12 protein-coding genes are annotated in these 12,928 nt (G+C 51.6%); 10 read left to right on the top strand and 2 right to left on the bottom strand.

From position 1 onward, the window contains the following. Positions 1–2: 2 nt before the first annotated feature. The 5 genes from nqrE to dinB all read left to right on the top strand — a co-directional run bounded on the left by nqrE (position 3) and on the right by dinB (position 4,970). On the top strand, positions 3–599 hold the full coding sequence (nqrE, locus tag AB3Y96_RS17415) for an NADH:ubiquinone reductase (Na(+)-transporting) subunit E (protein WP_072309715.1): 597 nt from the start codon (positions 3–5) through the stop codon (positions 597–599). Positions 600–617: 18 nt separating this feature from the next. After that, positions 618–1,844 (top strand): NADH:ubiquinone reductase (Na(+)-transporting) subunit F, encoded by a 1,227-nt coding sequence (gene nqrF, locus AB3Y96_RS17410; RefSeq protein WP_072309716.1) that lies wholly within the window; start codon positions 618–620, stop codon positions 1,842–1,844. A 171-nt stretch (positions 1,845–2,015) separates the two neighbouring features. Next, positions 2,016–3,080, top strand: a complete 1,065-nt coding sequence (locus tag AB3Y96_RS17405) for an FAD:protein FMN transferase (RefSeq protein ID WP_367300339.1) — start codon at positions 2,016–2,018, stop codon at positions 3,078–3,080. 1 nt (position 3,081) lies between these two features. Then, on the top strand, positions 3,082–3,309 hold the full coding sequence (gene nqrM, locus AB3Y96_RS17400) for a (Na+)-NQR maturation NqrM (RefSeq protein ID WP_043495224.1): 228 nt from the start codon (positions 3,082–3,084) through the stop codon (positions 3,307–3,309). Positions 3,310–3,908: 599 nt separating this feature from the next. Next, entirely contained in the window at positions 3,909–4,970 is a 1,062-nt protein-coding gene (gene dinB, locus AB3Y96_RS17395) for a DNA polymerase IV (protein WP_367299818.1), read from the top strand. Between the two features lie 71 nt (positions 4,971–5,041). On the opposite strand, the gene pepD is transcribed toward dinB, so the two are convergent. Beyond that, on the bottom strand, positions 5,042–6,502 hold the full coding sequence (gene pepD / locus AB3Y96_RS17390; RefSeq protein WP_367299817.1) for a beta-Ala-His dipeptidase: 1,461 nt from the start codon (positions 6,500–6,502) through the stop codon (positions 5,042–5,044). A 255-nt stretch (positions 6,503–6,757) separates the two neighbouring features. Here pepD and gpt point away from each other — a divergent pair, with 255 nt between their 5' ends. The 5 genes from gpt (at position 6,758) to proA (ending at position 11,589) form a co-directional block, all read left to right on the top strand. Beyond that, positions 6,758–7,216: a xanthine phosphoribosyltransferase gene (gene gpt, locus AB3Y96_RS17385; protein ID WP_367299816.1), complete on the top strand. Its 459-nt coding sequence runs from the start codon at positions 6,758–6,760 to the stop codon at positions 7,214–7,216. 182 nt (positions 7,217–7,398) lie between these two features. Continuing rightward, entirely contained in the window at positions 7,399–8,646 is a 1,248-nt protein-coding gene (gene frsA, locus AB3Y96_RS17380; RefSeq protein ID WP_072309719.1) for an esterase FrsA, read from the top strand. Positions 8,647–8,706: 60 nt separating this feature from the next. Next, positions 8,707–9,108, top strand: a complete 402-nt coding sequence (crl, locus tag AB3Y96_RS17375) for a sigma factor-binding protein Crl (RefSeq protein WP_025800158.1) — start codon at positions 8,707–8,709, stop codon at positions 9,106–9,108. 114 nt (positions 9,109–9,222) lie between these two features. Beyond that, complete coding sequence (gene proB, locus AB3Y96_RS17370) at positions 9,223–10,326, top strand: glutamate 5-kinase (RefSeq protein WP_072309720.1); 1,104 nt, start codon at positions 9,223–9,225, stop codon at positions 10,324–10,326. A gap of 9 nt (positions 10,327–10,335) precedes the next feature. Beyond that, positions 10,336–11,589, top strand: a complete 1,254-nt coding sequence (gene proA, locus AB3Y96_RS17365; RefSeq protein ID WP_367299815.1) for a glutamate-5-semialdehyde dehydrogenase — start codon at positions 10,336–10,338, stop codon at positions 11,587–11,589. A gap of 99 nt (positions 11,590–11,688) precedes the next feature. On the opposite strand, the gene AB3Y96_RS17360 is transcribed toward proA, so the two are convergent. Beyond that, complete coding sequence (locus AB3Y96_RS17360; RefSeq protein WP_367299814.1) at positions 11,689–12,720, bottom strand: NADP-dependent oxidoreductase; 1,032 nt, start codon at positions 12,718–12,720, stop codon at positions 11,689–11,691. Positions 12,721–12,928 lie beyond the last annotated feature (208 nt).

The following is a 12,928-nucleotide window of genomic DNA, read 5'->3' as shown; positions in this document are numbered from 1 at the left end:
AGATGGAACATTATATCAGCCTGTTTGTACGCGCCGTTTTCATTGAAAACATGGCATTAGCGTTTTTCTTGGGGATGTGTACGTTTCTGGCCGTCTCCAAAAAAGTCACCACGGCTTTCGGTTTAGGTATTGCGGTAACGGTGGTGTTAGGGATCTCTGTTCCCGCCAATAATCTGGTCTATAACTACGTCCTCCGCGACGGTGCTCTGATGGATGGCGTTGATCTCAGCTTCTTAAGCTTTATCACCTTCATCGGCGTTATCGCGGCACTGGTGCAGATCCTCGAGATGATCCTCGACCGCTTCTTCCCATCGCTTTATAACGCGCTGGGGATTTTCCTGCCGCTGATTACCGTTAACTGCGCCATCTTTGGTGGGGTGTCATTCATGGTTCAGCGTGACTACAACTTCACCGAATCCGTGGTTTATGGTTTTGGTTCAGGGATCGGCTGGTTGTTGGCTATCGTGGCGATGGCGGGTCTGCGCGAAAAAATGAAATATGCCAATGTGCCTGCTGGGCTACGTGGGCTGGGCATCACTTTTGTGACCACGGGCCTGATGGCGTTGGGCTTTATGTCCTTCTCCGGCGTACACCTCTGATAGGACAGGAAGGAACCTATGCAAGAAATTATTCTGGGTGTGGCGATGTTCACCCTGATCGTGGTGGCGCTGACCGTCTTGATCTTGTTCGCCAAATCTAAGCTGGTGAATACCGGCGACATACATGTAGAAGTTAACCACGATCCGGAGAAAAGCTTTGATGCTCCGGCCGGTGACAAACTGCTGAACATGCTTTCAAATCAGGGCATTTTCGTTTCTTCTGCCTGTGGCGGCGGTGGCTCATGTGGTCAGTGCCGTGTACACGTTAAAGAAGGCGGCGGCGATATTTTGCCTACTGAGCTGGCGCATATCTCTAAGCGCGAAGCTAAAGAAGGCTGCCGTTTAGCCTGTCAGGTTAGCGTGAAACAAGATCTCAAAATTGAGCTGCCGGAAGAGATTTTCGGTGTGAAAAAATGGGAGTGCGAAGTTATCTCTAACGATAACGTGGCGACTTTCATCAAAGAGCTCAAGCTGCGTATCCCTGAAGGTGAAGCGGTACCGTTCCGCGCCGGTGGCTATATCCAAATCGAATGTGAACCGCACCATGTGCGCTACGCCGATTTTGATGTGCCAGAGGAATACCGTGGCGACTGGGACAAATTCAATCTGTTCCGCTTTGAGTCCAAGGTTACCGAACCCACGATCCGTGCCTACTCAATGGCGAACTATCCCGATGAGAAAGGCTTGATCATGCTCAACGTGCGTATCGCTACGCCGCCTCCGGGTATGCCAGATGCGCCTCCAGGGATTATGTCTTCCTATATCTGGTCGTTAAAACCGGGTGATAAAGTCACCATTTCAGGACCGTTTGGTGAGTTCTTTGCCAAAGAAACCGATGCGGAGATGATCTTTATCGGCGGCGGTGCGGGTATGGCACCAATGCGTTCGCATATTTTCGATCAGCTCAAGCGCCTGCATTCCAAACGCAAAATAAGCTTCTGGTACGGTGCACGCTCAACCCGTGAAATGTTCTACGTTGAAGATTTCGACAAACTGGCGGCAGAGAATCCAAACTTTACGTGGAACATCGCATTGTCCGATCCTCAACCTGAAGATAACTGGACGGGTTACACTGGCTTTATTCATAATGTGTTACTCGAAAACTATCTGCGCGCGCATCCAGCGCCGGAAGATTGTGAGTTCTATATGTGTGGGCCGCCGATGATGAATGCTGCGGTTATTAAGATGCTGAAAGATCTCGGGGTAGAAGACGAGAATATCATGCTCGATGACTTCGGCGGCTGATAGCCACTGTCTTTCAAGCTGCAGGTGTGTTGGCTTCCTTCGCTCACCCCAGTCACTTACTTATGTAAGCTCCTGGGGATTCGTTCAGTTGCCGCCTTCCTGCAGCTTGAAATCCATGGCTATCTATTTGTTGATAAGCTTTTTGTGGCGTCGCCAAAAAACGGGTTGAACATAATGACAAATAATACTGCGCGGGCGACCGCGTTTTTTATTCGCAATACACGCTGGCTGGCTTTTTGCGGGCTGGCTTTTTTGCTGACGGGATGTGGGCCGGAGCAGGTCAACATTGAAGGCAAAACGATGGGGACCTATTACTCCATCAAGTATGTCAGTGACTCAGGGATGCCCGCGCCGGAAAAAATTAAAGCCGAATTGGATAAGCGTTTGGAGCAGGTTAACGATCAGATGTCGACCTACCGTTCCAACTCTGAGCTGAGCCGTTTTAACCAAAGCACCGAGGTGAATACGCCATTCCCAGTTTCGGCTGCGACCGCAAAAGTGGTTGAAGAGGCGATTCGGATTAATAAAGTCACCGATGGCGCGCTGGATATCACCGTTGGGCCATTGGTTAATCTGTGGGGATTTGGGCCAGAAGGTCGTCCCGATCGTATTCCTACGGATGAAGAAATTAACCAGCGTCGTGGTTGGATCGGCATTGAGCATTTATCCGTACAGGGTAATGCGCTGGTGAAGAATATTCCTCAGCTTTATCTCGATCTGTCGTCTATTGCGAAAGGGTACGGCGTGGACGTTGTGGCCGAATATCTTGCTTCGTTAAAGATCACTAATTATATGGTGGATATTGGCGGCGAAGTGAGAACGCGTGGCATCAACGGAGACGGCGCACCGTGGCGCATCGCCATTGAAAAACCGCAGGCTGGGTTACAGCAGAGCGCTCAGGTCATTATTCAGCCGGGCGAGATGGCTATCGCGACCTCCGGTGATTATCGCAATTATTTTGAGCAAAACGGCCAGCGTTTCTCGCATGAAATTGACCCTAAAACAGGGCGTCCGGTCACACATCATCTGGTTTCAATCACCGTGCTGGCGCCTAGCTGTATGACGGCAGATGGCCTGTCGACTGGGTTAGACGTGATGGGGCCAGAGCGCGGAATGGCGTTGGCAAACCTGCTGGGTATTCCGGTATTTATGATTGTGAAAACTGAAAACGGTTTTGAGGATCGTTACTCGGATGCCTTTAAGCCTTATTTGGTGCAGGCAAAAAAAGGTAAATAATATGGCGACGGTGTTTATTGCGACCTTTGTGGTGTTTTTAGCGGTGATTGCCGGAATGTCTATCGGCTATATCATTAAGCGTAAAAGCATCCACGGCAGCTGCGGCGGCATCGCCAACCTCGGCCTTGAAAAAGTCTGCGACTGCCCTGAGCCCTGCGATGCGCGTAAAAAGCGCATGGCGCGCGAAGAAGCCCGACGTGAGATGCTGGAGAAGCATAGGATTATATGAAGGGGCAGTGCCAGTTGAATAGGGATAGCTCGCGAGTGTCATAGTTTCGTACGCCTAGCACATCGAAGCATACATATACACTGTGCAGGCGTCCGAGCAAGGCGGCTTGGCACCACCTTTCAGCCCACTTCGTGGGTTCCCTCGTTTCATATTCCGGTCTTAACGGAACGAACGACAATCGGCATCCATGCCTCCGTCGTTCTTTCGCCGATATCAATCGGCGAATCCTAACCTCCATGATTTACTCGGCTGTTCGGTAATGTGCCGAAAAAAGCAACCCTCAATATCTCGTGCTTTTGTCTTGGTTGGGAGAGCCGCCGGTATAAGGATGTACCGGTGGAGTTTGGGGCGCCCTGGATGGGCGATACCAAACCGTAGCGGAAATGGCGTCTCGGATAAAAGCGCGCGCGTGCAGAGACCACGCGCTGGTGGTCTCTGCACGTACGCCTTCACCAGTGTATCAATGAAGTTCGATATGAACAGGCGGGCGGAATCTTACACAGTAGCCCCATAAATGAAAGGCGGACGAACTCCTCCACTTCCCTTTTTCGATAATTAAACTGTATACTTATACAGTCATTAACTCCATCATTCTCTCTATGCGCAAAATCATACATGTCGATATGGACTGCTTTTATGCCGCAGTCGAAATGCGTGATTTCCCTGAGTTACGCGATGTACCGCTGGCGATTGGCGGGAGTCGCGATCGCCGCGGGGTGATCAGCACAGCAAACTACGCCGCGCGTAAATTCGGGGTGCGTAGTGCTATGCCGACAGGACAAGCGCTTAAGCTGTGCCCGCATCTCACGTTGCGTCCGGGAAGAATGGAAGTCTACAAAGATGTCTCGCGCCACATACGTGAGATTTTCCAGCGTTATACGTCTTTAATAGAGCCGCTGTCGCTCGATGAAGCCTACCTTGATGTTACCGACTGCACCCAGTGCTACGGCTCAGCCACGTTGATTGCAGAGCAGATCCGTAAACAAATCGCCGAAGAGCTCAATTTGACGGCGTCGGCAGGCATTGCTCCGATCAAATTTCTGGCAAAAATTGCTTCCGATCTGAATAAACCTAATGGTCAGTATGTGATTACGCCCGCGCAGGTTGATGATTTTATTCTCACGTTGCCGCTGAAAAAGATCCCCGGCGTTGGCAAAGTGACCGCCGCCAAACTGAGTGAACTGGGGCTGAATACCTGCGCCGACGTGCGCCGCTATAATTTGGCCGAGCTACTACGCCGTTTTGGCAAGTTTGGGCGCGTGCTCTGGGAACGCTGCCACGGTCAGGATGAGCGAGAAGTGATGCCCGATCGGCTGCGTAAGTCCGTTGGCGTGGAAAGAACGCTGTCAGAAGATATTCATAGCTGGGGAGAGTGCGAGGTTTTACTGGAAAAACTGTATGAAGAACTGGAGCGGCGCTTGGCGAAAGTGCAGCCAGATCTGCATATTGCACGGCAGGGCGTAAAACTTAAATTTCATGATTTTCAGCAGACAACGCAGGAGCATGTGTGGTCGATTCTGGATAAGCGCGATTTATTCCAGATAGCGCAGCAGGCTTGGGATGAACGCCGAAATGGCAGAGGTGTGCGGCTGGTGGGGCTGCACGTCACGCTGCTCGATCCACAGCTAGAAAAGCAGCTTTCGCTGGATATTGATGGTTAGGTTTAAGGGCGTGAAGGGATAAAAAAAGCCAACCCTCGGGTTGGCTTCTGTAACACGCAAAGACTTAGCGCTTAGGCTTTCTCTGGGATCGCTTTCAGCAGAGCGGTCAGCAGCTGCCAGTATTGGCCTACGCTGGCAATGTGAACTTGCTCATCCGGTGAATGTGGGCCAGTGATGGTTGGACCGATAGACACCATATCCATTTCTGGGTAAGGTTTTTTGAACAGACCACATTCCAGACCCGCATGGATAACCATGATGTTTGGCGTGGTATCAAACAGCTTCTGGTAAGTTTCACGCACCAAATGCATCACCGGAGAATTTGCATCCGGTTTCCAGCCTGGGTAGCTGCCTTTGGCTTCCACCTGCGCACCAGCCAGTTCACCAATAGAGTTCAGTTGGCTAACCACGGCATCTTTACCGCTGTCGATAAGCGAGCGGATCAGGCAGATAATTTGCGCTTCTTTCGCGTCGGTGGTGACAACACCTACGTTCAGAGACGTTTCTACTACGCCTTTCACTTCGTCGCTCATGCGGATCACGCCGTTTGGCGTGGCGTTCAGCAGGGCAATAAAGCGCTGTTGGCTGTCGGCGGTCAGAGCCTGAGAATCGCTGTGTGCGGTTTCCACCTGAACGCTCAGGTTTTTCTCTACCGCAGCCAGCTCAACTTTCAGAATACTTTGGAAAGCTTCGGCCAGCGTTTTCAGCTTAGCCAGATTCGCCGTAGGAACAGCCAGAACCGCGATGGCTTCGCGTGGGATCGCGTTGCGCAGCGTACCGCCGTTCAGATCTAATACGCGCAGGCCCAATTCGGCAGCGTGACCAGACAGGAAGCGCGCCAGCAGTTTATTGGCGTTGCCTAAGCCCAAATGAATATCACCACCGGAGTGGCCGCCTTTCAGGCCTTTCAGGGTCAGCTTAACCACGTCGTGTCCGGCAGGAACGGCTTCGCGCTGTAATGGCAGCGTAGTGATGAAATCAATACCGCCTGCGCAGCCCATGTAGATCTCACCTTCTTCTTCAGAGTCGGTGTTGATCAAAATATCAGCCTGCAACCAGCCCGCTTTCAGGCCGAATGCGCCTTCCATACCAGCTTCTTCGGTCATGGTCAGCAGTACTTCGATTGGGCCATGAGAAACGCTGTCATCGGCTAAAACAGCCAATGCAGAAGCCATACCGATGCCGTTATCTGCGCCCAGCGTGGTGCCGCGCGCTTTTACCCAGTCGCCGTCAATGTATGGCTGGATCGGATCTTTGGCGAAGTCGTGCACGGTATCGTTATTTTTTTGTGGAACCATGTCCAGATGCGCTTGCAGCACAACCGGCTTACGGTTTTCCATGCCGCGAGAGGCAGGCTTACGCAGCAGGACGTTACCTACTTCGTCACGTTCAACGTGGATGCCTTTTTCTTTAGCCCATGCAACGATGTGCGCGGCTAACGCTTCTTCATGATACGAAGGGTGAGGAATAGAGCAGATATCCGCAAAAATTTGCCACAGTGGCTGTGGAGATAGCTGAGACAGTTCAGACACGTTAAGTCTCCTGATAATCAGTTGTGCTGCCGATAACAGTGGCACAATAGGGGGTTAAGAGATAAAGCCATTTTTTCAGAGAATACCACTATATTTGCTTATGTGGACAGACTAAGGCACTAAATCCGCAATCGGGGTGCCGGCTTTCTGCGAAAGAGACTGGTTTTTATTGCTCTGGCTCTCTATAATCTCGCGCAACCTTTTTTCCCCCCGACCAATCTTTAAGCCATGAATATTATGGCTGGGACACTATTAATGAGCGAAAAATACGTTGTAACTTGGGACGTGCTACAAATGCACGCACGTAAGCTGGCTGCACGCCTGATGCCTTCTGAACAGTGGACTGGAATTATTGCGGTAAGCCGCGGTGGTTTGGTTCCTGCCGCATTACTGGCACGTGAACTGGGTATCCGTCACGTTGATACCGTTTGTATCTCCAGCTACGACCATGATAACCAGCGTGAGCTCAAAGTTGTTAAGCGTGCTGAAGGTGATGGCGAAGGTTTCATCGTGATCGACGATTTAGTGGATACCGGCGGCACCGCTCAGGCGATCCGCGAAATGTATCCTAAAGCGCATTTCGTCACTATTTTCGCTAAGCCAGCAGGTCGCCCTCTGGTTGATGATTACGTTATCGATATTCCACAGAATACGTGGATCGAACAGCCATGGGATATGGGTGTTTGCTTCGTCGAGTCAATCAGCGGCCGTTAATTTGCCCTCTGGCAATGCAATAAAAACGCAATAAGATGTAAAGAAACGTCCGGCTTTGTCCGGACGTTTGTTTTTTAGCGTCCGAGTTCGTTACACTAGTCTGAGCGCTCGCTGGGCGAGATTTAGCTCTGCCGCTTTTTGTCTGCGGCTGAAAAGACAGTACTCGGAGGCTGCCGTTCATCATGTCCCAATCAAACCTTTCTGAAACCTTATTCAAACCTCGATTCAAGCATCGTGAAACGTCCACGCTAGTTAAGCGTCATGGGCACGTTCCGCAGGCTTCGATTGCCTCTGCGCTGGATGGAACCTCGCAGGCTAATTGGTATCGCATCATCAATCGCCTGATGTGGGTTTGGCGCGGCGTCTCACCTATCGAAATTGAGCATGTGCTATCGCATATTGCCGCTTCAACGGCCGAGCGTAGCGATGAGCGCTTGCTAGACACCGTTGTGGGGTATCGGAGCGGCAACTGGATATACGAGTGGTCGCACCAAGCGATGTCTTGGCAGCAACGTGCTCAGGAAGAAAAAGATCCCACGTTGGCCGGTGAATACTGGCTACAAGCGGCGAATCTTTACAGCATCGCGGCTTATCCTCATCTCAAAGGCGATGATTTAGCTGAGCAGGCCGAAGCGCTGGCCAATCGCGCCTACGCGGAGTCGGCTAAGCTGCTGTCATACGAACTGAAAGAGGTCGAGTTTGCGATTGACGGTGGGAAAAAGATCACCGGTTTTCTGCATATGCCGGATAACAGCAAAGGACCATTCCCAACGGTGCTGATTTGCGGCGGCTTAGATATGATGCAGAGCGACAGTTATCGCTTGTTCCGCGACCATCTAGCGCCCGCTGGCATGGCGATGCTCACGATTGATATGCCATCCGTAGGGCTGTCTTCGCATTTCTGTCTGACGCAGGACTCGAGTCGGTTGCATCAACAAGTGCTGCAGGCGTTACCGAATGTGCCGTGGGTCGATCACACCCGAGTCTCGGTATTTGGTTTCCGCTTTGGCGCAAACGTGGCGGTTCGTTTAGCGTATTTAGAGCCTCGTCGTTTGCGAGCGGTTGCCACATTAGGCCCCGTGGTACACAGCCTACTATGCGACAAATGTATTCAAGAACGCGTTCCTGAAATGTATATCGATATGCTGGCGAGTCGCTTGGGGATGAACAGCGTATCCGATGTAGCGTTACGCACCGAGCTAAGCTGTTATTCATTGAAGACTCAAGGGCTGCTTGGCCGTCGATGCCACACGCCGATGCTGGCCGGATATTGGGAACGCGATCCGTTTTGCCCTAAATCTGAAGCCAAACTGATTGCGGACTCTTCGCTAGATGGCAAATTATTGATGGTGCCATCGTCCCCGTTGTTTGAAGGGTTCAATCAGGCTTTACATCAGGTTTGTGACTGGATTGGCGAACATTCGCGTTAATTTGATTGCTAAAGTTTGTAAATTTGTTAAAAAAGAGTAACCACAACAGGAGGATGTAGCATGACATTACCAGGTGGTTACTCTAAAAGCCGCTTAATCAAAAAATTCACCGCGCTTGGCCCCTATATTCGTTCGGGCCAGTGTCAGGATGATCATTTCTTTTTTGACTGTTTAGCCGTGTGTGTCAACGTTAAACCTAATCCAGAAAAACGTGAGTTTTGGGGATGGTGGCTCGATCTTGCCGCCGAGGAAACGCATTTTACCTATCGTTATTCGTTTGGATTGTTTGATAAGAACGGCGTTTGGCAGGAGCAGGTGATTAAAGATCCTGAAGTGACTGACAAATTAGAACAAACCTCACTCAATTTTCATAACCGCCTCAAAGAGCTTTTAACTACGCTCGAGATTAAAATTCAGCCAGCCGACGACTTTTCTGAAGAGTTAGTTCGCCTTCGAGCCTGATCGGGCGCAGTAATAAGTGTGCTTTTGCGTTATGCCTGTTGGCATAACGCGCCTCTCCTGATACTTTTTCTCTTTCTCCCCATTTCTCCAACACCAATAAACGGCAAAAAGATTATGAGTGGCAGCCAAACCCTAGTTGTAAAGCTAGGTACCAGCGTATTGACCGGCGGTTCGCGCCGTCTAAACCGTGCCCATATCGTGGAACTCGTTCGTCAGTGTGCGCAACAGCACGCCGCGGGGCATCGTATTGTGATTGTAACCTCCGGTGCGATTGCCGCTGGACGTGAGCATTTGGGCTACCCCGAGCTCCCCGCAACCATAGCTTCTAAGCAGTTATTAGCCGCCGTTGGGCAGAGCCGTTTGATTCAGCTGTGGGAACAGCTGTTCTCTATTTACGGTATCCATATTGGACAGATGCTGCTAACGCGTGCTGATTTAGAAGATCGCGAGCGTTTCTTAAATGCGCGCGACACCCTGCATGCGCTGATGGATAACCGCATTGTTCCCGTGATTAATGAAAACGATGCGGTGGCGACGGCGGAAATTAAAGTTGGCGACAACGATAATCTTTCTGCGCTGGCCGCCATTTTGGCAGGGGCCGACAAGCTGCTGCTGTTGACCGATCAGGCTGGACTATTTACCGCCGATCCTCGTCATAACCCAACCGCCGAACTTATTCGCGAAGTAAATAGCATCGATGATGCGCTGCGCGGTATTGCGGGCGATAGCGTATCGGGTTTAGGTACAGGCGGTATGACCACCAAGCTACAGGCCGCCGACGTTGCCTGCCGTGCCGGTATCGACGTGATTATCGCCGCGGGTAGCAAGCCGGGCGTTGTGGGTGACGTTATTGAAGGTGTATCCGTTGGAACCCGCTTCCATGCGCTGGAAACGCCGTTGGAAAACCGCAAACGCTGGATTTTTGGTGCGCCACCGGCGGGTGAAATTACCGTGGACGATGGCGCCGTGGCTGCGATTCTTGAACGTGGCAGCTCATTGTTGCCGAAAGGCATTCGTGATGTGAGCGGTGATTTCTCACGCGGTGAAGTTATCCGCATTCGCAATCTGGAAGGGCGCGATTTGGCCCACGGCGTGAGCCGCTACAACAGCGACGCGCTGCGCATGATCGCCGGCCACCATTCACAGCAAATCAGCGCTGTTTTGGGCTATGAATACGGCCCGGTTGCCGTCCACCGTGACGATATGATCGTAAGCTAAGGGGTTAATATGTTAGAAGAAATGGGTAAGGCGGCCAAACGGGCATCCTATCACTTAGCCGTCCTTAGCTCGGCGCAGAAAAATCAGGCGCTTGCGCTGATTGCCGATTATCTAGAACAGGATAGCGAATCTATTCTGCAAGCGAACCAGATGGACGTTCAGCAGGCGCGTGAGAACGGTTTAACCGAAGCGATGCTCGATCGTTTACAGCTCACGCAGAGCCGTTTGGAAGGCATTGCTAACGACGTGCGTCAGGTGTGCAACCTCACCGATCCGGTGGGCAAAGTGATTGATGGCAGCGTCTTAGACAGCGGGTTAAATCTCGAACGCCGCCGTGTGCCGTTAGGCGTGGTAGGGGTGATTTATGAAGCGCGCCCGAACGTAACCGTGGATACCGCGGCGCTGTGCCTGAAAACCGGTAACGCGGTGATCCTGCGCGGCGGCAAAGAGACGCATCGCACCAATCAGGCAACGGTAAAAGTGATCCAGCGAGCGTTGGAGAAAGCAGGGCTGCCAGCCGATGCGGTGCAGGCGATTGAAAGCCCTGACCGTGCGTTGGTCACCGAGCTGCTTAAACTGGATCGCTACGTTGATATGCTGATCCCACGCGGCGGCGCTGGTTTGCATAAACTGTGTCGCGAGCAGTCAACGATCCCGGTGATTACAGGTGGGATTGGTGTTTGCCATATCTATGTCGATCAGGGCATGGACGCTGAACAGGCGTTGAAGATTATTGTGAACGCCAAAACCCAGCGCCCAAGCACCTGTAACACGGTAGAAACGCTGCTGGTGGACAAACAGGACGCCGAGCAGTTCTTACCGCAGCTAAGCCAGCGGATGCACGACGTCGGAGTTTCATTACACGCCTGCCCGCATGCGCTGCCGTTGCTAAGCCAAGGTCCTGCGTCTGTAGCGCCGGTACAAGATGCTGAATTGGATGACGAATGGCTGTCGCTGGATCTAAATGTAGTGGTGGTTGATGGGCTGGACGGTGCGATTGAGCACATCCGTGAGCACGGCACTCAGCACTCTGATGCGATTTTGACGCGTAATATGCACCATGCCGATCGTTTTGTGCGCGAAGTGGATTCTTCAGCGGTTTACGTTAACGCCAGCACGCGCTTCACCGACGGCGGCCAGTTTGGCTTAGGCGCTGAAGTTGCGGTGAGCACCCAGAAGCTACACGCCCGAGGCCCGATGGGTCTGGAAGCCTTAACCACCTATAAATGGATTGGTTACGGTGACGATTTAATTCGTCGCTAGTGGTTTTTCCCGCAGAATGAAAACGGCGCATTGAGCGCCGTTTTTTCTATTTACTCGTTCTATCAAATATCTCCCCGTTTAACGGGCCGATATTCTTGGCTATTCCGCGACTTTGATGATCAGCTTACCAAAGTTTTTACCACTCAATAGCCCTTGGAAGGCGCTAATGCTGTTCTCAAGTCCTTCTACAATATCTTCTTTAAACGCGATTTTTCCTTGCGCCAGCCACGCGCTCATCTGGGCGTAAAATTCAGGATAGCGATCGCCATAGTCCTGCGAAATAATAAAGCCTTCAACGCGCATGCGTTTTTTCAAGATGGTCGACATCAGCAACGGCAAGCGGTCTTGCTGGTGGTCGCTATGATGACCGTTGTATTGGCTGATCATGCCGCATACCGGGATTCTCGCTTTGGTATTCAGCAAAGGAAGAACTGCGTCAAAAACGGCGCCGCCAACGTTTTCATAATATACGTCGATGCCTTTGCTACAGGCGCGTTTTAGCTGTACGGCGAAATCCGGTGCTTTGTGGTCAAGACAAATATCAAACCCTAGCGTTTCAACCGCATAACGGCATTTCTCAGCACCGCCGGCAATACCGACCGCGTGGCAGCCGCGTAGCTTCGCTACCTGACCCACAACGGAGCCTACGGCGCCGGTTGCAGCGGCCACAACGACGGTTTCACCCGGCTGTGGATTGCCGATATCGGTAAGTCCCATATAACCCGTAAAACCAGGCATACCTAATAGGCCTAAGGCGTAAGAGGGATGGTCCATATTGGCATCTAGCTTTTGCAGTCCTTCACCGTCGGATAGCGCATAGTCTTGCCAACCGGTGTAGGCCAAAACCAGATCGCCCACTTGGTATTTATCATGCAGTGATTGCTCAACGCGACACACTGTGCCGCCGCAGATCACCTCGCCGATAGCCAACGGAGGAGAATAAGACGGCGTATCATCCATGCGGCCACGGACATACGGATCTAATGAAAGATAAAGGGTGCGCAGCAAAGCCTGCCCTTGTACCGGTTCTGGCTGAGCAATTTGCTCTAAGCGAATATCTTGATCGGAAGGCATCCCCTGAGGGCGCTGCGCCAGAACGTATCGGCGATTGAGGCGAGATGAGATAGACATAACAGACTCCGTGATAGGTTAACGGCAACTCCAATTATCCATCGAATAATGGAAGACGGGTTCCAGACTAACTAAAAAATGCCCGGTTTGATGTCGTATGTGTGCGGCTTGATATGATTTGTGGATATAAATAATTTTCCTAAGGAAAATCACCTTAAGAACAAAATGGCCTTTTGTGTTGATTTAATAGTCATACGAATCTCTAGTA

It is taken from the genome of Hafnia alvei, from assembly GCF_964063325.1.
GTDB classification, from domain to species: Bacteria; Pseudomonadota; Gammaproteobacteria; order Enterobacterales; family Enterobacteriaceae; genus Hafnia; species Hafnia alvei_B.
This window is presented reverse-complemented; position numbering and strand designations above follow the sequence as displayed.